We start from the raw sequence: 22,263 nt of genomic DNA, 5'->3' as shown, positions 1-22,263 counted from the left end.
CCGTATGAAGCGAAAGGGCTGAAAAGTCTGCTTTGCTTCCAAATGAATCCGCCGCGGTGTTACGGGTATATATAAATTGAAATGTTGTCGGACCTCCACTTAAAGGTGAGGTTTTTTTTGATATAGTACGCACAGTGAATGGTGTGCTTTCTGGCGGTTGTGCGAACCCCCAAAATTTGCAGCTTCGACTCGGCATTGCAGGAAAGGAATTCCACTTCCCTCATGGAAATATATTTGATAGAGATCTTTGGATCTAAGGAAGGAGGGACTCTAACCATTGGTAAGTCGATGGATCCGAAAAGTAAAAATACACAACCGGCTTGTGGCAGCTTTCGCTATTTTGTCGCTGGTTCCTTTATTGATAACGGGATTTTTTGCGTATGATCGATCCAGCGAAGCGATCAAACGAAAAATCAGCGCTTCTACCATCCAGGTCATGAATCAAGTCAGCGAAAATATTCAAAATGAGCTGACCAAACTCGAGAATGACAGTGTGGACATTGCCTTTTCCGATCTGGTTCAGAATACGTTGATTTCCTATCCGGCAATGAATGAATTGGACAAAATCAACGCGGAAGTCAAGATGCAAAACATGTTGGCGAAAAAATTCTCCTTTTTCCATAGCGTATCCGATGTTCTTTTATATACCGATCGCAAAGAGAAAATCATGGCTTACGGAGACGCCACTTTTAAGTTCCGGTTAACACAAGACTACCTGGATTCCATATTGGAGGAAGCCGCTGCGAAAAACGGGGTCCCCATATGGAAGATCGCGGGTCAAGAGGATGAAGAGTCGGTGAATGCGCGCTATCGAATCAATAATTACGGCGAGGCCGGCATTTTGTTGTCGAGAAGCTTCAAATCTTTGCAAGGCAAGATGATCGGAACCATCATCATCCGCATTGATGAGAAGTACATTTTGGCCAAATTCAAAGATGTTCAGCTTGGTGAAGGCTCGGATATATTGATCTTAAACAGCCGAGGAACCGTTGTGTCCAGCAGGATCTCCAGCATTAAACCCGCCCATGTGTATCCAGACGCTTCCCTTGTCGAAGAACTGGCGGAGAACAGGGAAAAAGGGAACTTTTCATTCCATACCGTGCTTTCCGGGAAGCGTTATCTGGTTGCTTATACATACATACCGAGCGCCGACTGGTACCTGGTAAGTACGATCCCGTTTTCCTACCTCAACGATGAACCCGTTAAGATCGGCGTATTTATCGCCGTATTGGGAATCATCTGTTTCTTGCTGTCGCTGGTTCTGTCTTTCATCGTATCCCAAAGCATCTCAAATCCTTTGTATAAACTGGTGAAAATGATGAAAAGCGTGAAAAGCGGGAATTTTGCCGTACGGAGCCATGACAACAGCAATGATGAGCTGGGCGTGGCGATAACCCATTTCAACCATATGGTGAGCGAACTGCAATTCCTGATCGATGAAGTCAAAAACAAAGAAGTTTCCAAAAGGCTGGCTGAATTGAAAGCGCTTCAAGCGCAAATCAATCCGCATTTTCTGTCTAATACATTGAATACCGTCAGGTCGCTTGCCAATCTGCAGAAGGCGGAAAATATCGCAAGTATCATCACGTCGCTCATCCAGCTGCTGCACGTCTCGATGGGAAAGGGCGGTGAACGCGTCACACTGCGGAAAGAGATCGAATACGTCCGAGCTTACTTAAACATTATGGCTTACCGGTATTATGACAAGTTCGAGGTTCATATCGAGATGGAGGAAGGCATACTTGATTGTGATGTCTTGAAGTTCATACTGCAGCCGATTGTGGAAAATGCGCTGCTGCATGGGCTTGAGCCCATGGAAGGGAAAGGCTTGATTGTCATCAAAGGCTACAGGGTCGGCGACGAATTGAAGATCACTGTAACCGATAACGGTGTAGGAATGAATGAACTTACGTTGAACCGACTGGTGAGCGAGAAGCCGAAAAAAGCAAAGGCCGGGTGGAGCGGGATCGGCGTTTGGAACGTCGATCAAAGAATAAAGCTGTATTTTGGGGAAAAGTACGGCATCTCCATCCAAAGTGTCCCTAACCTGTACACGACCGTTGAAATTACAATTCCTGCCGTAGCGGAGGAGGTCGCCTAATATGTTGAAGGTACTGATAGTCGATGACAGCGCTTATTCGCGTACCGATTTGAAGACGATGATTGATTGGGAGAGTCGCGGTTTCTATATTTCCGGAGAAGCGAGCAATGGGATGAACGCCATTCAATCAATGGAAAAGGACATGCCTGATATAGTCATCACCGATATGAATATGCCCGCCATGAACGGCGTTGATCTGATTGACTATATTGAAAGAAATTGCCCCCAGGTCCGGGTCATTGCCCTGAGCGCCTATGATGATTTCGATTATGTCCGGGAAAGCATGAAGAAGGGAGCCATCGATTATGTGCTGAAGCATCATCTGAACGCGTCCGTGTTGTTGGACATTCTGGAGTCCGCCGCAAACTCAATAGCCAAGTATAGAAATGAACGCGAACGGCAAAACGAGATTACCGAGGAGCTTTCCTTGAGCAAGGCCGCTCTGGGACGGGAGTTCATGAGGAAGGTTTTGGAGGGGAGCCTGACGGATCCGAATGAGATTCAAAGGCAATTCAGCTCCCTGGATATCGGCCTCGACATGGAAAACCTGATGGTAACGGTTGCGGAGATCGATGATTTTCGGTTTATTGAAGAAAAATTCACGCCTCAGGAAGTGGATGTATTCCTCCGAATGTTTCTGGATATATCCGCGGAAATTCTCCATGACTGGAAAAAGTCCGTTATTTATCATTGGGCCCACGGAAAATTTGTCATGATTTTTTCTTTGGGCCAAACCAATAGCAAGATGTATGTCTACAACAGACAATATGGCATTCTGAATCGAATCCGCTCGCAAATCAAAAAGTATTTGAATATTACGGCGAGCTTCGGTGTAAGCCAAGCCTGCAGAGATGCCTTTGAGCTGCACCGGGCGTATCGCGAGGCAGAGTCCATGCTGAGAGATAAGTTTTTCAACGGCAAGGACGGAATCTTCATTGAAAACACAATCAATAAGCCGGTGGAGTCTTTTTTCAGCCTGGATATTCAAATGGAAAAGGAGATTTACACCGCATTAAGAAATCAGGATGAGGAGCGTGTAAAACAACGGATTAATGAAATTTTTGATAAAATCAAAGCTTCGCGGCTGGGCAGCAAATCGACGCAGATGATCTGCGCCGAATTGATCCATATCGTGGGCAACGTTTGCAAAGATATCGGGATGGAAATATCCACCCTATATACAAGCGAAGACATCCCCTACAATATGATCCAGAAGTACGAGACTTTGATGGATATCAAAGAGTGGGTGCTGGGTCTTTACCTGAAGCTGATCGCCATGCTCAAATTGATGAAAATCGACGGTACATTAAGCAAAGTAACCCGTAAGGCCGTTGAGTTTATTCACCGCAATTACCAGCATAACATTTCATTAACCGATGTCGCGGATTTCGTCGGCGTAAGCGGCCCGCATATCAGCAGGCTGTTCAAAGAAGAGTGCAGGATCGGATTTGCGGAATACACGAATCATGTCCGGGTGGAATATGCCAAGCTGCATATCGAGAACGGAGAGCTCAAGCTGAAGGAAATCGTAAGCCGTGTAGGCTTTAACAATTACAATTACTTTTTCCGGGTGTTCAAGGAGATTGTAGGGATGACACCGTTGGAATATGAACAGAGATCAAAAAGTTATAGTAGATGATAAAAAATTGCAGTTCGAAGTGAACTGAATTTTCTTACAATGAAAATAGGTAACCGAAGAGGGAAACCAATTTGTGATTCAAAGGGGAGATGACAACGCATGAAAAGGACGTCCATTATGGCTTTAAGCATGTCCGTGCTGCTGACGTCCGTTCTGTCAGGGTGTACCGGCGACGAGGGATCGCAATCGGCCCAGGGCGAAACGGCGAATGACGGTCAGAAGCCAGGCAAGCCGGTTGCGCTGAATTTATGGACATCGAACGAATTGCACCAGAAATACTATCAAAAGACGGCAGAATTGTGGAAAAAGGATCATCCCGAGCAGCCGATCGAACTAACGGTGGACAATTATCCTAATGCGGAAATGCACAATAAGCTTTTAATCGCTTTGCAATCGGGAGTAGGAGCGCCGGATATTGTCGATATTAATGTCAATTTCTTCTCCAATTTCATGAAAGGCGACATTCAATTGGTGGAGCTGAACAAGCTCGTCGAACCGGTGAAGGACAAATACGTTCAATCCCGGCTCGATATTTACACAAAAAACGGCAAGCTTTACGGCTTGCCTTTCCACGTAGGCGCAACGGTCGTTTATTACAATAAAGAGCTTTTGGACAAAGCGGGCGTAAACGCGGATAACATCAAGACTTGGAATGATTTTACCGAAGCGGGGAAGAAGGTAGTCGCCGCAACCGGCAAGCCGATGACCGCTTTCGAGGTAACGAACCAGCGGCCGTTCTGGCCGATGATCGTCCAGAGAGGCTCCGACTATCTCGATAAGGATGGAAACGTGATTTTGGATAACGAAATCAACATCAAGACCTTGAACGCCATGAAGGACATGATGTACAAGGATAAAATCGCGGTAGCTATGCCGGGTGGAGATACGACCAAGGAAGAATTTTTCAGCTTTATGAATAAAGGCGAAATGGCTGCTCTGGTCATGCCTATGTGGTATATGAGCCGGTTTTTAGCCTATATGCCCGACTTGAAGGGGAAAATTCAGGTTCGCCCACTGCCCGTGTTTGAGCAAGGAAACTCCAGATCCGCCGGAATGGGCGGCACGGCCACATCGGTGACGAAGCAGAGTAAGAATCAGGAAGTTGCGATGCAATTTCTTGCCTATGCCAAGATGACGAAGGAGGCTAATATCAGGATCTGGCAGGAGCTTAATTTCGATCCTCCGAGATGGGATGTATGGGACTCACCGGAGCTGCAGAAGCCTGACGAGTACTTCGCAAACGAAAACGTGTTTAATGTGCTGCTTCAGATGAAGGACGAAATTAAATCGCCCAACATGACTGAACTTAGCACCGCCGCACAGGATCTCGTGAATTCCAGTGTCATGTTCAAGTCGTTGAAGGATCAGAGCCAGACCCCGGAACAGGCGCTGAAGGCAGCGGCCGATGAGCTGCGCAAGCAGAAAAAGTAATGCTCGGACGGATGGCAGCTGATATCCGGCGCGGTTTCGGCTGCCGTCCACCATCCGGATTGGAGGTGGTTTTTTGGCCAAAAGCGCAGTCAATACGCGTTACGGACAAACCGGGATGCCCAATAAATTCAGCTTGAGGAAGTTATTTTACTCCGAAAAGCTGGCTCCTTACATTTTTGCATCCCCTTTTATATTGACGTTTCTGATCTTCTTTCTATATCCGACTTTCTCGACGGTGATGATGAGCTTTCAAGAAATTACGGGATTTAATGACGCCAAGTTTATCGGACTGGATAACTATAAGCGATTATTCGATGTCCATTTCTACAATGCCTTGAAAACGAATACTCTCTACACGATATTTACTGTTTTGCTGTTGATCCCTATTCCTATTGTTTTTGCGGTTATTTTGAATGCCAAAGTGGTCAAGGGCAGAAATTTATTTAAGGCTTCCATCTTTATTCCGGCATTGACCTCCGTTATCGTTGCGGGCGTTTCGTTTCGGCTGATGTTCGGCGAACTGGACACCGCATTGATGAACTCGCTGCTGATTAAAATGGGTCTTCCTCCGCAAAAATGGGCGTTGAACTACTGGACGGGGATGATGCTCATGATAATTTTGAATCTATGGAGACATGCAGGCATCAATATGGTGTATTACCTTGCCGGTCTGCAAGCCATTCCGGAAGAATTGTACGAGTCTGCAGAAATCGATGGAGCCGGTACCGTTAAAAGGTTTTTTGCCATCACCCTGCCGCTTTTGAAGCCCATCATTATTTATACGATGACAATCGCGATCTTCGAGGGCTACCGGATGTTCGGGGAAAGCTACGTGTTCTGGAACGAAGGCATGCCCGCCGATATCGGTCTGACGATCGTCAGGTACATCTACCAGCAGGCTTTCCAACGCAATGACATGGGATTTGGCTCAGCCATCGGCATTACCCTGCTGCTCATCGTGCTGGTCATTAACCTGGTGCAGCTGAAAATGTTCGGACTCTTCAAAAAGGACAGTGATTAAGTATGGGCATAAAATCCAAAAAAACAGTAGGGGCTGTCTTAATCATTGTTTTTTTCGCCATCGTCAGCGTTGCGATGCTGTTTCCGCTCTACTACATGTTCTTGGCTTCATTCAAGAGCTCGAAGGAACTGTTCAGGAGCGGCATGGATTTACGGATCGTTCCCGCGCTGATGAGTTTTGACAACTACAAGCTCCTATTTACAAGCAAGAGCATATATTTGTCCTGGTATAAAAACAGCCTTTTGATTGTCATTTTGTATACGGTTTGTTCTCTCTTCTTTTCGTCTATGGTCGGTTACGCGCTTGGAGCCTACCGGTTCAAAGGCCGGAATATGATCTTCGTCATGGTCTTGTTCGTCATGATGGTGCCGCTAGAAATTTTAATGCTGCCGCTGTACAAACTGACGGTCAAGATGGGGATCATCAATACGTATGCCGGCGTCATCCTGCCGTTTGTGGTCTCGCCCATGGCGATCTTCTTTTTCCGGCAATTTGTGACGGGACTGTCCAAAGATTTCATAGATGCGGGAAGGATCGACGGCTGCACGGAGTACGGCATCTTCTTCCGGATCATGGCTCCGTTAATGAAGCCGGCCTTCGGGGCAATGGGCATTCTGCTCGCCATGCAGAACTGGAACAGTCTGGTCTGGCCGCTGATCGTGCTGCGTACCAACAGCATGTTTACTTTGCCGATCGGGTTATCGTCGCTGCTCACCCCTTACGGCAACAATTACGACGTGCTCATATCCGGTGCCGTACTCGCCACGATTCCGATCATCATCCTGTTTCTGCTAAATCAGCGATCGTTCATTTCCGGCCTGACTACCGGCGGGGTCAAAGGCTGATTCATGTTCAAGGCTGATTCATGTCAATAACATAAAAACTCAGGAAAAAATGGAGGAACAAAACATGAAAAACGTCGTCAAAATTGATACGAAAGCTGGAACGCACAAAATCGACAAAAATATTTACGGACATTTTGCCGAGCATTTGGGCCGCTGTATCTACGAGGGTATTTGGGTCGGAGAGGACTCGCCGATTCCAAACACACGCGGAATAAGAGATGATGTCGTTCAGGCATTAAAAGATTTGAAGGTTCCGATCCTGCGCTGGCCGGGAGGGTGCTTTGCCGATGAATACCACTGGAGGGACGGCATTGGACCGAAGGAAGAAAGAGCCCGCATGATCAACACGCATTGGGGCGGAGTAGTTGAAAATAATCACTTCGGCACCCATGAATTTTTCGATTTTTGTGAGATGATTGAAACCGAGCCATATATTTGCGGGAATGTCGGAAGCGGCACCGTTTACGAAATGCAGCAATGGGTGGAATATATGACCTTCGATGGCGAATCCCCTATGGCGAATTTGCGAAAAGCTAATGGAAGAGAACATCCTTGGAAGCTGACGTATTTCGGTGTAGGCAACGAAAACTGGGGCTGCGGCGGCAGAATGCGGGCCGAGTATTATGCCGATCTTTACCGGCAGTACAGCACTTATGTAAGGGATTATGGGGAAAATTCCATTTATAAAATCGCTGCCGGTCCCCGAGGGGACAATTATCACTGGACGGAAGTCCTGATGAGGGAAGCGGGACATTTTATGGATGGGCTGGCGCTTCACTATTACACGAGGGTAATGGATCACAGCATCGTCCTAACAAATCCTGACGGGAACAAGATCTATTTGAAAAATCCGGATGCTGTAAGAGGGCAGGCCGTAGATTTTGACGAGAGCGAATGGTTTGGCATCATGAAAGCCGCCTATTTTACGGAAGAGCTTGTAGAAAAGCACTCGGCAATCATGGATAAATACGACCCTGAGAAGAAAGTGGCGCTGATCATCGACGAATGGGGCACCTGGTTTGATGTGGAGCCCGGCACGAACCCCGGGTTCCTGTATCAGCAAAACACCATGAGAGACGCTGTCTCCGCGGCGATCAGCTTGAATATTTTCAACAACCACTGCGATCGCGTGAGAATGGCTAACATCGCCCAGACGATCAATGTCCTGCAGGCCGTGATTTTAACGGAAGGGGACAAGATGATTCTGACGCCGACCTATCACGTATTCGAGATGTTCAACGTACATCAAGACGCCATTTTGCAGCCGATTGAGCTTCTTACAGGCAAATACAATTATAAAGGGGAGGAAGTTCCTCAGCTAAGCGTATCCGCATCCAAGGATGCCGCAGGCAAGCTGCATATCACCCTTTGCAATACAGACCCGAGAAATCCGGCGCAGGTCGATTGCGGCATCGGCGATTTCATCGCCAAAGAAGTATCCGGGAGAATTTTAACCTCGTCCTCGATGAACAGCCATAATACGTTTGAACATCCCGATCAGGTTAAACCAGAGCCATTCACCGGCGTACAGCTGAATAAGGAAAGCTTCCATGCGGATATTCCGCCTATGTCCGTTGTTGTCCTGACATTAAATTAAACGGGAGGCGCCGGATGGCAAAACAAGGCCCGTGCAGGGATTGCTCGGAAACCATTGAAGTGACGCCGGAAAAGCTCGAGGGAATGCTGCAGATGCTGATCAAGTCGGGAAATATCGAGCTGGCCGACGAAGAAACCAGCAATAGGAGACTATCTCTATGTATGAGCTGCGAGGCTTATACGCACGGAGGCACATGTAAATATTGCGGTTGTCTTGTACAGATCCGAACTAAAATTAAGGGGCGCCACTGCCCCTCTCCTTTAAACCCGAAATGGTAAGCGGGAGTTAGAAGCATGGCGAAAGTTGACTAAGATGGCTGCTGTTAAAGGCAGCCATTTTCATTTTTTATGCTAAAACAACCGTCGCTTTAAACGACTGCGGTAAGAAAAAATGAAGTGAACGCAGTCCGGCAAAGGAATAGAAAATATCATTTTTTTCCTCGACAAGTGTCAAATTTGCGTTGATTAAAATGGTATACAAAGCTTAGAGTTATCTTGGTAGACGACGAACCCTGGGCTCTGACAGGCAATAAAATATCGAGTTGAAAGACAAAAATATTGCCGAATACCGGACCAACTGAAGCCAATAGATGGTTACTTGTCACTTATCGGAACACATATAGGTATTTGCCATAAGTTATAAAGGTGTTATTCAATTCATGACGAAGGAGTACTCAACACATGAATAGATTTGTATACTATGGTAATCCGCAACCCTATGCCTCATACCCGGTTCCGCAATATTCTAGGAACGAAGTTCTACAACGCAAGGAAACCTTAGTATTGCCGAAAAATATTGTGTACACGACTGCTGTGGAACCCAAATTTACTGAGCATTTGATCCGGCACAAAGGTTTAAAGGTCGTCATTACGACAACTGTCGGCAAGCTGGTAGGTACTCTAGATGATGTTTTCATTGACCACGTAGCTCTTACAGTTAATCAAAAAATGCACCATATTCGACTAGGTGAAATTGTTTACTTTGAAAAAGCAGACGAAAAATAACCCACCAACGATAAAATGATCGTAGCAGAAATCGCAATATATTCGGCTAATATATTCGTTGCCTAGAGCTTCCATAGACCGATAATCGCATGCCGGCAGTTCCCGTCATCGGCGGCAGGGCTCGATTGCTCTTCAGCTATTACGGCAAGAGGCTTTCTTCAACCTTCGAGCAGACTGCGGATGGCGGGCTCCAGCGATTCCGCCATTCGGTGAAAGCCGAGATCGGTCGGATGAACGCCGTCAACGGTGCACTCCTCATAAAGCGAATCGCCGAGCAGCGTCCCTCCGTCGAGAAAATGCACGTTGGCGTCGCCGGCGGCCTGCAGCCGCTCGACTGTCGACCGCTGTACGTTCAGCCGATCGAGCCGGAGCTTCGTTCGCCCTTCGCAAAGTCATTTTCTCATTTTTTTCACAAAGGTTTATCTGATATGGTAAAATAACCAGATAATACTGCATATCATGGGGTGGCTCGGATGCTCTTGCGTGGTAAGTCCAGCAACAACAATGTGTTCAAACGCTTTATGATCTCCTTCTTATCCATGCTGATCATCCCGATCGTGCTGTCGAGCTTTACCTATTACGAAGCGGTTCAAATCGTGGAGACTCAGTCCCGCGAAGCCAAGCTGTACATTTTGGAACAAGCGCGGGATATGCTCGACAAGCAATGGACGGATATGGACGAAGCGGCGATTAAGCTATCCTACGATTCACGCTTAATGGGACTGTATCATTTACGCAAGCCTCTCGGCAACTCTCCGGAGCTCTTCGATATATGGAATTATTATAAAGACTTTCATTCTTCGGCTTTAACTGGAAGCGCATTCACGAATACGTTTTTCGTTGTGCTAAAAAACAGCGACCTCGTGTTCTCCAAAGTCCAAATGACCGACTCGTCAAGCACATTTTATCAAGACGAGTTTCAATATGAGGGCATGCCGTACGAGGAGTGGCATGCGTTCCTGTTCGATAAGCCGCATTTGCGCGATATGCTCCCTTCCCGGAATGTACGGGTGGAAGGGAAAGAGACGTCGGGCATCACATACATGACATCACTGCCGCTTGGCATGAACCAAGAGATACAAGCCGTGGTCGTATTCGCGATGGAGGACAAGGATATTATGAAGCTTGTCGGAATCGACGGAACAGAGGAAACAGACGGTCAGACGTTCACCATCCTGAATGACAAGGGCGAAGTCGTCACCGCAAGCGCGGACGTTCCCATCCCGGCGAAAATTCGCAGCGCGACCGAGCAGCACGGCTATATGCATGCTGAAATAGGGGGAGAAGACCATCTTTTCGTCTACACCCGTTCGGCTTACAACAACTTGACATACGTGGTGTCCTTGCCGATTGAACAAGTGATGGGCAAGGTCAATTACATTCGCACGATTGCACTGTCCGTCGCCGCAGGGACGCTCGTCGTCGGCACGATCATTTCCTTGTGGATGTCCTACAGGCACTCTAAGCCGTGGAAAGATATCGTCACGGTCCTCAAAGCGTTCTGGGGCAACGACCCGCTCGGCAGCAAGCCGGAGCAGTCCGAGAGGCCGAATGAAGTCGATTATTTACAGACGAGCATTGCCCGGCTGATCGATAACAATCAATCGCTGCAGCAAATGCTGCAGCGACAGGCAGATACGCTCAAAAACGTGTTCATCGAACGGCTGTTCAAGGGCGAGTTCGAGGACCGCGCACAAATGCATGCGATGCTGGTTCATGCAGGTCTCGAGATGCACGGGAATGGCTTTGCCATTGCTGTGCTCCGTATTTATAAACATAACGAAGTGCTCAATGCAGAGAGCTTGGAAGAATTGAACATCCTCCGGGCATTGATAGAGGGGATCATTCGTGATCACCTTCAAGAAAGAGGATATGTTCACACGATGCATGAGAATGAACTCGCGATCTTGATTCGATCCGACGTTATGGAAAAGAGGACCTTTGCCGGTGACTTGGACGACCTTTTCCTCCGAATTAACCGGGACATCAAGGAGCGGTATGTCATCGTACCGATGATTGGCATCGGCAGCATCTATGAGGACCTGCTCGATGTGCACTATTCGTACCAGGAAGCGAAGCTGGCCGTCACCGACAGCCATGTGGCAGACAGCGACAAGTCGGCCATCGTGTGGTATGCCCGGATGGCCAAAGAGCAGACCGGCTATTATTATCCGACGGAAGTGGAGATCCGCCTCATGAATGTCATTAAGGCGGGGAACTCCACGGAGCTTGCCCACATTTTGCAGCATCTGCACAACGAGAACTTCTTGACCCGGACGTTGTCCGCCGGTATGAAGCAGCATCTGTTCAGCGAGCTGCAGGCGACGGAGCTTAAGCTGAAGGATGAGCTCGGACATCACTTTATCGCGGAGGAGAACGACCCCGGTTTCGTGCCGGACTTCTCCGGCACCGAGCCGATCCTGCGAGAGATCTTCCTTCAATTCCATCACCTTTGCCGCTCGAACGAGAGAAACAAGAAAAGCCGGAATACGCATCTCCTGGACAAAATAGTGGCTTATATCAACGATCATTTTCAGGACCCGAATATTAGCTTATACGCGATCGCTTCTCATTTTAATTTGTCGGAATCGTACTTGTCGCAGTTTTTCAAAGAGCAATCCGGGGAAACGTTCAGCTCCTATTTGGAAAAGCTGCGCATCTCGCTTGCATGCCGATTGATTATGCAAGGCTCGGCGTCCATCGACAGTATCGCGGTGCAGGCAGGCTACAATAGCACACATTCGTTCCGCCGCGCCTTTAAAAGGACGATGGGAGTGTCGCCGTCATCCTACAAGGGAATACAGGGCTAACTATTATTCGCTTTGGCGTAAGCGTCCGTCCGCAGCTTCACGACTTCCGGCAGACCGGCTTTATTCGCAGCGTCCATGAACTTTTTCCAATCCGCATCATTGGACGGATCGAGCGCACCCATAATGAATTTCAGCCAGTACTCGTCGCGCACGCCGTTCAGCGTCGTTTCAAGCCCGACCAATTTCTTGCGGTCGGCGTCGCTTAATTGGAGGATCGGCTCGATCGGCCCGTAGTAGCCTGGTTTGGACGGGATGACCTTGCTCATTTCCAGCTTCGTTTTGTTGAAGGTTTCGTCAAACGACTTGTAAGGAGTAATGAAGCCGCCTAATCCGATGACCCCGATATTGATGCCGAAGTTCGCCAGCTTGTCGCCCTGTGCCTGGGTTGGCGTGCTCATCGTCGGTAAGAAAGTAGGGACGCCGTCCTTCTGCTCGTACGTAACCCCTTCCTTGCCATACGTGTACCAGAGCTGGCCTTCATCCGAGACGGCCCAGTTCAAGTAATCAAGCAGACGGTCGACCTTCTCTTGGCTTGTGCCTTTCTTGATTGCCGGTCCCCAGAAGGAATAATACGATTCTTTCTTGTAAATCGTCTTTTTCGGATCGCTGCTCGGATGGTCGAAATTGTCGACCCACGCCCATTTGACGTCCGGAGCGGCAGCCTTTTGCTGTCCGTCCATATAGGAAGGGTCGTTGATCGTCTGCGCGATGACGTGATTGCCTTGGGCAATCAGTTTGTTGGTCTGGTCGGCGGTGGCGGTGGCGAAATCTTTCATGAGCAATCCGTTCTTGTACATTTTGTTCAGAAAAATAAGGATGTCGCGGCTTTGGTCGGAAGCAAGCGGATACGCATAAAACTGTTTGGTGACCGGGTCCACGTAGGAGTTCCAGGTGAGCAGCAGGTCAGGAAAGCCGAACATTTGGAAGAACGTGCTGACAGCCCACAGCGGAGACGACGAGTTTCCTGGCACCACGAACGGAATGAGACCGGTTTTATCCTTGATCGTCTTGAGCGTGTCGATCATTTCATCCGGCGTTTTCGGGAACTTCAGACCATATTTGTCAAATAGATCTTTGCGATATTGCCATGCCGTCTGTACCGGTATCGTCCGCTTATTAGGCAAGAAGTACAGCTTGCCGTCGGAGAAGCGCGTCGACTTGAGGACGGTATCCCATTCCTCGTCGGTCCAAATTTTCAGGTAGTTAGGCAGCTTCTGCTTGATCTCGTCAAGTTCAAACGGGCGCAGGTAGCCCGACGACATCCATTCGACCGATTTCCATTGATCGCGGGAGTAGGGGATGAACTCGGGGCCGTCTCCGGTAGAGAACATCAGCGTCATCTTGGTCGCCCAATCGTTGCGGCTGTAGTCCTCCGCCTTGAACACAAGATTGAATTTCTCTTTCAGCATCTTCGCTTCCAAATCATCCTTAACCGTCGAGGCATCCAATATCGCTCTGGACACGGTAATCGTCAGTTCCTTATCGTATTTACCGTTGGATGGGGAAGATACTGCGTCTGTTGATGGTGACGGCGTGTCGCTGCTCTCGGAACAACCGATGACGAGTGTGAGAGGCAAGATGATGGATACCCCGAGCGTAAGCGATTTTTTAAACATGTTTAATTCCCCCTTGGTTTCGTAATCTTTCGTAAGCTCAACCTTTTAACGAACCGATCATGACGCCCTTGACGAAATATTTCTGAATGAACGGATACAGAATCATCATTGGGCCGATGGACACGAACAACGTCGCGTATTTAATCGACGTTACGTCCGTAGAGGCCATCTCGCTGGCTGACGCCTCGCCGGCCTTGATCGATTGCATAAGCAGCTCCGAGCGGATGATGATCTGCCGCAAAACCATCTGCAGCGGGTATTTATCCGAATCTTTCAAGTAAAGCAGCGAGGAGAACCAGGCGTTCCAATAGTTCACTGCGTAGAAGAGACCGATCGTAACGAGCGCCGCCATCGATAAAGGCAGTGTAATGCGTATGAAAATGACAAGATCGTTGGCTCCGTCCAAGTAAGCGGATTCATTTAATTCTTCAGGAACCGCTTGGAAGTAAGAGCGCATGATGATCAAGTAATACGTGGATACTGCCGTCGGCAAGACGATGGCCCAGATTGTGTTGTACAGCCCCAAGTTTTTCACGAGTAAGAAGTTGGTAATCATTCCGCCGTTGAAATACATCGTGATCAATACGAACACCATGTAGAATCGTCGCAGCGTCAGTTTTTTCCGCGAAATGGCGTAAGCGAGCGAGGTCGTGAGCAGCATGCTTATCGCTGTTCCGAGAGTCGTATAGATAACCGAATTTAGGAAAGAGCGAGGGACGGTTTTGGCTTCCCAGATGAGACGGTATGCTTTTATTGTAACATCAACCGGGAAAATGGATACCTTGCCCAAGTTGTAAGCGGTCGGACTGCTGAGAGATGCGGATAATACGTAAAGAACCGGGTATATCGTCGCGATTAGGACCACAATGATGACCGCATGCACCACAATATCCAACAGTTTTGACGATAGCGATTGATCGCGGATCATAGAGTCGCCTCCTTTGGTTTAGAACAAGCTGTTGTCGGTCGTCTTCTTAACGAACCAGTTGGCGGTCAGCAGCAGAAAAATATTAATCAGCGAGTTAAAAAATCCAACCGCCGTAGCGAAGCTGTATTCGCCGAACTCAAAACCGCGGCGGTACACGAACGTGCTGATCACATCCGATACTTCGTACGTAACGGGAGATTGCATAAGTAACACCTTGTCTGCGCCGAGCGACATCATTTTGCCGATCTGGAGCAGCAGCATGATCATGATAGTCGGCTGGATCGCGGGCAAGGTAATGTGCCAGATCATCTTCACGCGACTTGCCCCGTCAAGCGAGGCGGACTCGTACATATCGGGGTTCACGTTCGTCAAGGCGGCCAGGTAGATGATCGCGCCCCACCCGAGCGTCGTCCAAATATCGGAAGCAATGTACAACGGCCGGAACCATTCCGACAAACCCATGAAGTTGATCGGTTCCATATGGAATACTTTCACGAGCAGCATATTGAACGGGCCGTCCTGGGGCGAGAGGAACATGAACAGCATCCCGACGATCGCCGGCAACGAGATGAAATGCGGCAAATAGCTCACCGTCTGCACGAATCGCTTATAGAAATGGCTTCGTATCTCGTTCAGGAAGATGGCGAACAAGATCTGCAAAGGAAAAACGAACAATAATTCGAGAAAGCTGAGCAGCAATGTATTGCGGATGACCCGCCAAAAGTACATATGCTGAAAAAACGCCTTGAATTGATCGAAACCGACCCAAGTACTGCCCCATACCCCTTTCAAAGGCTGAAAATCTTGAAACGCGATCAGGATGCCATACATCGGAACATAATTGAAAATCAGATAATACAGAACCCCCGGCAATGCCAATAAATGAAGATACTTCGAGTGTGCCCACCCTTTCTTGAACGCAGATGCCCAGCTGTTCCGTCTTTTCACCGGATCACTGACAAGGGGCGCAACATGATTCACTTGCTTCATCTCCTTTCACATGATGATGCGCTTATTGCACTGGAGGCCGCCATGCCGTTTCGATCTGTGGCAGCGCTTCCGGCAACGCTTACAGTCATATTACAAAGCCCTCTTCCAGCGCACAAGGTACATCTCATAAGAGGGGTACTATTCATTAGATTACGGAAGGGAAAACGCCTTTTTCTAAAAAATTGTACGGTGCCCGTAGCAGATGGAAGTGGTTTGTATGGGCGTACGAGAGTTATGATCGATAGTAATGGGAGCGAATAGAAGCTCATCACGAAAAGAAAGCGATTACAAGTCGGCTCCTAATGGTACAAAGGAGGTCGTTGGATGGAAGTGAATGAGTTGAGCTAGTTTCAGGATGGTATAAAACTTAAAGGAGGAACAAGATGAAGAAGAAAATGATTTCTTTACTAATTATACTCCTGCTTGCGATGCAGCTGTTGCCCGCAATACCGGCAATGGCTTCGTCGATCGGCATCAGCAATCTTACGCTGAACGACCTGTGGTACGATCCGGTTACCTATGCCGTGTATGACGATTTGCAAACCGGCAAGCAAATGTACGTCAACGATCCGTCTACGACTTTTTCCAACATAGGCCCTTATGCCGGCATGTCGTTTATCCAAACCGGCGGCGGAAGTGAGCATAAGAACGAACCGACCAATCCCTTCCTTACGTTCAAGATTGACAAGGATGCCACTATTTATGTCGCAATGCACTCCAGCAACGCTTCAACGGACCCATTCAACTCCGATTATTGGCTGGCCCCGCAATACGGTTGGACGTTTACGGGGAATACGATCGAAACCGAAGTCAAGGATGCGGATGGCAACGTCGCGGAAACGAACGTCTATCGCGTCTACTCGCGCACATACAAGGCGGGGACCGTCTCCCTGGGCGGGAACCAAGCCACGGGGCATATCGGATTCGGCTGGATGTATTCGGTGCTGATCGGTCCTGCGGTCGGCACGCCTCTGGACCCGCCTCCGCTGCCGCCGAGTGTAGTGCCCGGCACGATTCCCGCTTTCCCCGGAGCTGAAGGGGGCGGTAAATTCGCAACAGGCGGGCGCGGCAAGGACGTGTATTACGTTACGAATTTGAACGATTCCGGCCCCGGCTCGTTCCGCGACGCGGTCAGTCAGAGCAACAGGACGATCCTGTTCAAGGTGTCCGGGACTATCGAGCTGCAATCGATGCTGTACGTAACGTCCTCCAATTTGACCATTGCCGGGCAAAGCGCGCCTGGGGACGGCATTACATTCAAGAAGCATACCGTTGTGTTCCAAGGCGATAATCTGATTGTCCGATATCTTCGCTTCCGTACGGGAGACGAAGCGGGCGTCGATATGGACGGCACCACGGGGCGGCATCGCTCGCAGCTCATTTTCGACCATATCTCGGCGAGTTGGGGGAGCGACGAGTCGTTTTCCTTTTATCAGAATGTGGACTTCACGCTGCAATATAGCACGATTGGCCCGACGATCGTGAAATCGAACGTGCCCGGCAAAGGGTTTCACGGTTACGGCGGAATCTGGGGCGGCGACAATGCCTCATTCTACTACAATTTGCTCGCCCACAACGATAGCCGCAATCCGCGGTTTTCCGGCAAATCGATGGACGTGCGCAACAATGTGATTTATGACTGGGGCTATAAGAGCATGTACGGCCAGAACGATCGGGGCAACATGGTCAACAATTACTACAAGGCCGGAATCAGCACCCAGGTTGAAGACCGGATGGCAGAGACGGATGTGGTTGATGCGAACCCGCCGCATAGTTCCAATATCGCGCTCACCGGCAACAAGAGTGTTCGCCGGGACGGCAGCTTGTCCTCCAGCAGCCACCCGAACAACTTCAGCGGCATCTACAAAAAACCGCAGATGTTCGTCAGCACTCCGTTCGCGATGCCGAATCCGTCGCCGCAGGACAGTCCTGACGTCGCTTACGGGAAGGTGCTGAATTACGCCGGCGCCAGCCTCAAGCGGGATGAAGTCGACCGTACCCTCGTGAACGACGTGATCAACGGGACGGGGAGCGTCATCTATACGGCGAACAACGTAACGGCCGAGGATCAAGCCACCTTGGACGGGAAGCATGCGACGAAAGTAACGCTGCAATGGCCGGAACTGCAAACGACCGAAGTGCCTGCGGATACGGATGGCGACGGGATGCCGGATGTATGGGAGCTGGAGCACGGATTGAATCCGAATAACGCTCTCGACGGGAAAGCCGATTTTAGCGGCGACGGGTATACCAATTTGGAGAAATACTTGAACGAGCTTACGATAGGCACCTTCCCGGAAGGGACCGTTCCCGCAGTGCCGAAGGTTGCCGTGAACGGAGCTCCCAGCGGTTTGCGGGCGCAGGCGCTGGACCGGGATTCGATCCGGCTGGACTGGACGCCCGTGGCTGGAGCGACCGGGTATAACGTCTACCGGGCGGCCAGCGCAAACGGCGCGTATACGAAGCTGACGGCATCGGCGCTGACGGCCCCGGTATTCATCAACGACGGATTGACCGCCGGGACCGAATATGCGTACAAAGTATCAGCCGTTACATCTTACGGAGAATCCGATTTGTCGCTGCATGCCGCCGCCACGACGAAAGCGCCGCTTCAGCCGATTTCCGTCGATTTCAACGACGGAACGAACGGAGAGCCTTATTTCGCGCCGGCCGAATGGCCTGCTGCCTGGCTTGTATCGCCTACGCCGAGCTCGGCCGACAAGAGCCTCAGCGTCGCGCCGAATGCGATCGGGACGTTCACGTACGACTTCACGTCTGCAGGAACGACCTCGCATCTCCGGTTCGATTACATGCGGGAGAAAAACTCGGATCTGGATAAACTCTTGTTCTATACGGGTTCGAACTTCCTTGAGACGGTGTCTGATTCCGTCTACGGCTTGCGCTATCGGCTAGGGACGACGACCGAGTACCGTAATCTTATTCCAGGATTCCAGTTGAACAACTGGTATACGGTGGCGATCGATCTCGATTTCGCCGCCAATACGGTGACGTTCCGCGCGGGGCCCAAGGGCGGGCCGCTGACGGTGCAAGCACAGGAATCGTATACGGGATCAAGCCCCAAAATCAGCGCCTTCCGCATCTACAACCAGCGCACGAGCGGCAACGTGTACTTCGACAACATGACATCCTGGAACGGGCCGGCAGAACCGTCTGACGTCACCGCCACCGCCAGAAGGAACGAAGTCGCGCTCAGCTGGAATCCGGCAAGCGGAGCCGATTCTTACGCCATCTACCGGGCGGAGAGCCTGGACGGACCGTACCGGAAGCTGGAGGTCGGGGCCATCACGGACACCTCCTACCGGAATAAGGGTCTGCTGTCGGATACGACGTATTATTACAAGATCAGCGCCATTAACGCGGAGGGCGAATCGCCGCTGTCGGCTCCCGTGCAAGTGACGGTCGGCGGCCCGTCCTCGGATTTGCTGGTCGATTTCAATGATGGCATAGTAGGACAGCCGTATTCCGCCTATCCTACCGCATGGCCGTCGCCATGGCTGGTTGCGGCGGTGCCAAGCGGAGCGAACCGCAGCCTGAGCGTTCCAAACGGTGCGACGGGCAACTTCGTATACGACTTCATGGCCGAGGGGCCGACCGCGCATTTCAGCTTCGACTACATGCGGGAAGCGAATTTCAATGGAGACAAGATTCTGCTCTATACCGGCTCGAACTTCCTGGAGATTCAGACGGATACGGCGAACGGTCTGAAATACCGGCTAGGCACGAGCAGCACTTATCGCAATCTTGTGCCCGGTTTCCAATTGAACACTTGGTATACGGTGAAGATCGATTTCGATTTCGCCACGGATACCGTAACGTTCCGTACGGGACCGCAGAACGGCACGCTGACGCAAACGGCCCAGGAATCTTATACGGCCGCGAGTCCCAAGATTAGCGCCTTCCGCGTCTACAGCCAGCGGTCGGCGGGCAATGTGTATTTCGATAATTTCAATGTGACCAGAAATTAAACGGGTTTAAATCCGCACCGCATTCGCCGGTGCGGACCCTTTATACGGCGCGTATACGGCGCGCACGCGAGGCGAGCTTGGAAGGATTTTCGTGGCGGCGGGTTTGCCGGAAAATTTTTAGATGACAATGGAAGGAAGAATATGTTACTCTTTTTATAGAAATCGATTTCTATCGCATTTCAACAGAAAGGATTGAGGCATGAAAAGCTATGCAATCGTAGGAACCGGTGGCTAGGCGCTTGTAACCATGGCGCATCAGTGATTTTTTTCTACGACATCAAGATGAATGGAAACGATGAAACCGATTTATTTGCTTGCTATGTTCAAAAAAGAAATCGATATCTATGAAATCGAACCGGTTGTCCTCCGGGATTTACCACGGGAAAACTAAGGGAGGCTATTACAAGATGGAAGTAAAAGTGCTTAACACCTCGGATGAATTGGGAAAAACTGCGGCTATCCATGCGGCGGAAGTGCTGCGCGCTGCGATCAAGGAGCGCGGCAGAGCCCGGCTTACGCTTTCCACGGGAGCGTCGCAGCTCGATTTTTTTAAGCATTTTGTTGAAGCGGATTTGGATTGGAGCAAGGTCGAGATGTTTCATTTGGATGAATACGTCGATTTGCCGGAGACGCATCCGGCCAGCTTCCGCAAGTATTTGAAGGAGCGGTTCCTGGCCCATGTCGCTGTCGAGCGCTATGCATTAGTGAACGGCGAGGGCGATATTCGCCGCAATATTGAAGAATTGAACGCGCGATTGACCGAAGCGCCGATCGACCTCGCCTTGATCGGCATCGGGGAAAACGCGCATGTGGCATTTAACGATCCGCCGGCCGATTTCGATACCGAGGAGCCGTATCTGGTCGTCAATCTTGCCGAGTCCTGCAAGCAGCAGCAGGTAGGCGAAGGATGGTTCCCTTCGAACGAAGACGTTCCGAAGCAGGCCATTACGATGAGCATCCGGCAAATCTTGAAAAGCGCCGTAATCATATCGTGCGTACCGTATCGGGTGAAAGCGAACGCGATCAAGCTTACGCTGGAAAATGAGCTGACGAATCACATTCCTTCCACGATTTTAAAAACTCATCCGCAGTGGACGCTTTATCTCGACCGTGAATCCGCTTCGGCGGTGGATGCCGGACTGTTAGAAGCGTGATGAACAAGCGGCCGAAGCGTCGATAGAAAGTTCTCAAGTATAAAATCTGTAACCACGGGAACGCGACAGAGAAGAAAGCGGTGAACCAAATGACATATAGGGTAGCGGTTGTAGGAGCCGGGCATAATGCCGAAGGCCATTTGAAGGCGCTAAGCGAGCTGCGGGAGCGATTGAAGCCTGTCGCGGTAGCGGATATCCGGATCGATCGGGCGGAGCTGCTGTCCAAAGCGTCCGGCATTACCGCGTATACGGATTACCGCGAAATGGTGCTGAGGGAGAAGCCGAATATCGCCGTCATTACGCTGCCGCATCATTTGCATAAGGAAGCGGCGGTCTTTTGCGCGGAGGCGGGCTGCCACGTGCTTCTGGAGAAGCCGATGGCGCTGAATGCGCAGCAATGCAACGATATCATCGATGCCGTACGGCGCAGCAGCGTTCGACTGATGGTCGGCCATACACAGCATTTTCTTGCGGAAAATTTGCTGGCGAAAAAGCTCATTGAAGACGAAGCGCAGCGATGGGGACCTCTCGTCATGATGAATGACACGCGCCACACCGCCTACTACACAACGGAACGGCCGGCGTGGTTTCTCGATAAGCAGCGTTCGGGAGGCGGCATCCTGTTTAATTTGGGCTCCCATTCCGTCGATCGGATCATGTGGCTCGGAAATGCGAAAATCGTCAAGGTCCGTGCCTCGCTCAGCCATTACGGAACGGCAGGGGACGTAGAGGGCAGCGGGGTGATCTTCCTTGAGAATGAGCGGGGCATGCCTTCCACCATTGTGCAATCGGGGTACGACGGCGTGCCGAGGAACGAGCTTGAGCTTGTTTTCACGAAAGCGATGGTGAAGGTCATTCCTGGCCAAGGTGTGTGGATCAGCCGCAATGGTGCGTACGAACAAATCCTGGTGCCTCGCGCAGCGGCCCCCTTCGTCCTTCAGTTCCGTGAGCTGCTTGCAAGCATCGAAGAGGAGCGCGAACCGGAATGCTCGATGATATATTCCAGAGATGTCATTGCAGTTCTGGAGGGCATATACCGCTCGCATGAGCTGAAATCGGAGGTTGCCATGGCCTTTGAGGGAGAGTAGTGAACATGCGCCGAGGCTGAGCTGCTTTCAACGATCCGGTTTTTTTGTTATAG

At 50.1% G+C, this 22,263-nt stretch carries 16 protein-coding genes; 12 read left to right on the top strand and 4 right to left on the bottom strand.

Annotation, left to right across the window (positions count from 1 at the left end; translation table 11 throughout):
- The first annotated feature begins 277 nt into the window (after positions 1 to 277).
- The 8 genes from N0M98_RS14815 (at position 278) to N0M98_RS14780 (ending at position 9,638) form a co-directional block, all read left to right on the top strand.
- On the top strand, positions 278 to 2,101 hold the full coding sequence (locus tag N0M98_RS14815; RefSeq protein ID WP_259618365.1) for a cache domain-containing sensor histidine kinase: 1,824 nt from the start codon (positions 278 to 280) through the stop codon (positions 2,099 to 2,101).
- A 1-nt stretch (position 2,102) separates the two neighbouring features.
- Entirely contained in the window at positions 2,103 to 3,740 is a 1,638-nt protein-coding gene (locus N0M98_RS14810; RefSeq protein ID WP_259618364.1) for a response regulator, read from the top strand.
- A gap of 99 nt (positions 3,741 to 3,839) precedes the next feature.
- Positions 3,840 to 5,171 carry an ABC transporter substrate-binding protein gene (locus tag N0M98_RS14805; protein ID WP_259618363.1) on the top strand — a complete coding sequence of 444 codons (1,332 nt, stop codon included), beginning with the start codon at positions 3,840 to 3,842 and terminating at the stop codon, positions 5,169 to 5,171.
- A 115-nt stretch (positions 5,172 to 5,286) separates the two neighbouring features.
- Positions 5,287 to 6,192, top strand: a complete 906-nt coding sequence (locus N0M98_RS14800) for a carbohydrate ABC transporter permease (protein ID WP_375295488.1) — start codon at positions 5,287 to 5,289, stop codon at positions 6,190 to 6,192.
- A gap of 2 nt (positions 6,193 to 6,194) precedes the next feature.
- A complete protein-coding gene (locus N0M98_RS14795) occupies positions 6,195 to 7,037 on the top strand; it encodes a carbohydrate ABC transporter permease (RefSeq protein WP_259618361.1) in 843 nt (280 codons plus the stop codon).
- A gap of 64 nt (positions 7,038 to 7,101) precedes the next feature.
- A complete protein-coding gene (locus N0M98_RS14790) occupies positions 7,102 to 8,634 on the top strand; it encodes an alpha-N-arabinofuranosidase (RefSeq protein ID WP_310943748.1) in 1,533 nt (510 codons plus the stop codon).
- 14 nt (positions 8,635 to 8,648) lie between these two features.
- On the top strand, positions 8,649 to 8,912 hold the full coding sequence (locus tag N0M98_RS14785) for a DUF6171 family protein (protein ID WP_259618359.1): 264 nt from the start codon (positions 8,649 to 8,651) through the stop codon (positions 8,910 to 8,912).
- Between the two features lie 402 nt (positions 8,913 to 9,314).
- On the top strand, positions 9,315 to 9,638 hold the full coding sequence (locus N0M98_RS14780) for a DUF2642 domain-containing protein (protein WP_259618358.1): 324 nt from the start codon (positions 9,315 to 9,317) through the stop codon (positions 9,636 to 9,638).
- Positions 9,639 to 9,796: 158 nt separating this feature from the next.
- Here the strand turns inward: N0M98_RS14780 and N0M98_RS14775 are convergent, their stop codons facing one another.
- A complete protein-coding gene (locus tag N0M98_RS14775; RefSeq protein WP_259618397.1) occupies positions 9,797 to 9,994 on the bottom strand; it encodes an SGNH/GDSL hydrolase family protein in 198 nt (65 codons plus the stop codon).
- A 123-nt stretch (positions 9,995 to 10,117) separates the two neighbouring features.
- On the opposite strand from N0M98_RS14775, the gene N0M98_RS14770 reads away from it, so the two are divergent.
- Positions 10,118 to 12,448: a helix-turn-helix domain-containing protein gene (locus tag N0M98_RS14770; RefSeq protein WP_259618357.1), complete on the top strand. Its 2,331-nt coding sequence runs from the start codon at positions 10,118 to 10,120 to the stop codon at positions 12,446 to 12,448.
- On the opposite strand, the gene N0M98_RS14765 is transcribed toward N0M98_RS14770, so the two are convergent.
- Genes N0M98_RS14765 through N0M98_RS14755 form a run of 3 tightly spaced genes read right to left on the bottom strand, consistent with a single transcriptional unit; the run spans position 12,445 to position 15,973 of the window.
- Positions 12,445 to 14,064 carry an extracellular solute-binding protein gene (locus N0M98_RS14765; RefSeq protein WP_259618356.1) on the bottom strand — a complete coding sequence of 540 codons (1,620 nt, stop codon included), beginning with the start codon at positions 14,062 to 14,064 and terminating at the stop codon, positions 12,445 to 12,447. The genes N0M98_RS14770 and N0M98_RS14765 overlap by 4 nt on opposite strands.
- 37 nt (positions 14,065 to 14,101) lie before the next feature.
- On the bottom strand, positions 14,102 to 14,992 hold the full coding sequence (locus N0M98_RS14760; RefSeq protein ID WP_249865696.1) for a carbohydrate ABC transporter permease: 891 nt from the start codon (positions 14,990 to 14,992) through the stop codon (positions 14,102 to 14,104).
- Positions 14,993 to 15,010: 18 nt separating this feature from the next.
- Positions 15,011 to 15,973, bottom strand: a complete 963-nt coding sequence (locus N0M98_RS14755; RefSeq protein ID WP_259618355.1) for an ABC transporter permease — start codon at positions 15,971 to 15,973, stop codon at positions 15,011 to 15,013.
- Positions 15,974 to 16,365: 392 nt separating this feature from the next.
- On the opposite strand from N0M98_RS14755, the gene N0M98_RS14750 reads away from it, so the two are divergent.
- From N0M98_RS14750 to N0M98_RS14740, 3 genes are all read left to right on the top strand, one after another.
- Positions 16,366 to 19,968, top strand: a complete 3,603-nt coding sequence (locus tag N0M98_RS14750) for a fibronectin type III domain-containing protein (protein WP_259618354.1) — start codon at positions 16,366 to 16,368, stop codon at positions 19,966 to 19,968.
- Positions 19,969 to 20,375: 407 nt separating this feature from the next.
- A complete protein-coding gene (locus N0M98_RS14745) occupies positions 20,376 to 21,122 on the top strand; it encodes a glucosamine-6-phosphate deaminase (RefSeq protein ID WP_259618353.1) in 747 nt (248 codons plus the stop codon).
- Between the two features lie 89 nt (positions 21,123 to 21,211).
- Positions 21,212 to 22,210 carry a Gfo/Idh/MocA family protein gene (locus N0M98_RS14740; RefSeq protein WP_259618352.1) on the top strand — a complete coding sequence of 333 codons (999 nt, stop codon included), beginning with the start codon at positions 21,212 to 21,214 and terminating at the stop codon, positions 22,208 to 22,210.
- The last annotated feature ends 53 nt before the right edge of the window (positions 22,211 to 22,263 follow it).

The sequence above is a fragment of the Paenibacillus doosanensis genome, from assembly GCF_025060755.1.
Taxonomy (GTDB): Bacteria; Bacillota; Bacilli; order Paenibacillales; family NBRC-103111; genus Paenibacillus_S; species Paenibacillus_S doosanensis.
This window is presented reverse-complemented; position numbering and strand designations above follow the sequence as displayed.

Bases quoted from the DNA above. Each gene is read 5' to 3' on its own strand.
- N0M98_RS14795 (WP_259618361.1), top strand. From the start codon at position 6,195: ATGGGCATAAAATCCAAAAAAACAGTAGGGGCTGTCTTAATCATTGTT.
- N0M98_RS14785 (WP_259618359.1), top strand. From the start codon at position 8,649: ATGGCAAAACAAGGCCCGTGCAGGGATTGCTCGGAAACCATTGAAGTG.
- N0M98_RS14765 (WP_259618356.1), bottom strand. From the start codon at position 14,064: ATGTTTAAAAAATCGCTTACGCTCGGGGTATCCATCATCTTGCCTCTC.
- N0M98_RS14740 (WP_259618352.1), top strand. From the start codon at position 21,212: ATGACATATAGGGTAGCGGTTGTAGGAGCCGGGCATAATGCCGAAGGC.
- N0M98_RS14810 (WP_259618364.1), top strand. From the start codon at position 2,103: ATGTTGAAGGTACTGATAGTCGATGACAGCGCTTATTCGCGTACCGAT.
- N0M98_RS14745 (WP_259618353.1), top strand. From the start codon at position 20,376: ATGGAAGTAAAAGTGCTTAACACCTCGGATGAATTGGGAAAAACTGCG.
- N0M98_RS14800 (WP_375295488.1), top strand. From the start codon at position 5,287: ATGCCCAATAAATTCAGCTTGAGGAAGTTATTTTACTCCGAAAAGCTG.
- N0M98_RS14750 (WP_259618354.1), top strand. From the start codon at position 16,366: ATGAAGAAGAAAATGATTTCTTTACTAATTATACTCCTGCTTGCGATG.
- N0M98_RS14805 (WP_259618363.1), top strand. From the start codon at position 3,840: ATGAAAAGGACGTCCATTATGGCTTTAAGCATGTCCGTGCTGCTGACG.
- N0M98_RS14780 (WP_259618358.1), top strand. From the start codon at position 9,315: ATGAATAGATTTGTATACTATGGTAATCCGCAACCCTATGCCTCATAC.
- N0M98_RS14760 (WP_249865696.1), bottom strand. From the start codon at position 14,992: ATGATCCGCGATCAATCGCTATCGTCAAAACTGTTGGATATTGTGGTG.
- N0M98_RS14790 (WP_310943748.1), top strand. From the start codon at position 7,102: ATGAAAAACGTCGTCAAAATTGATACGAAAGCTGGAACGCACAAAATC.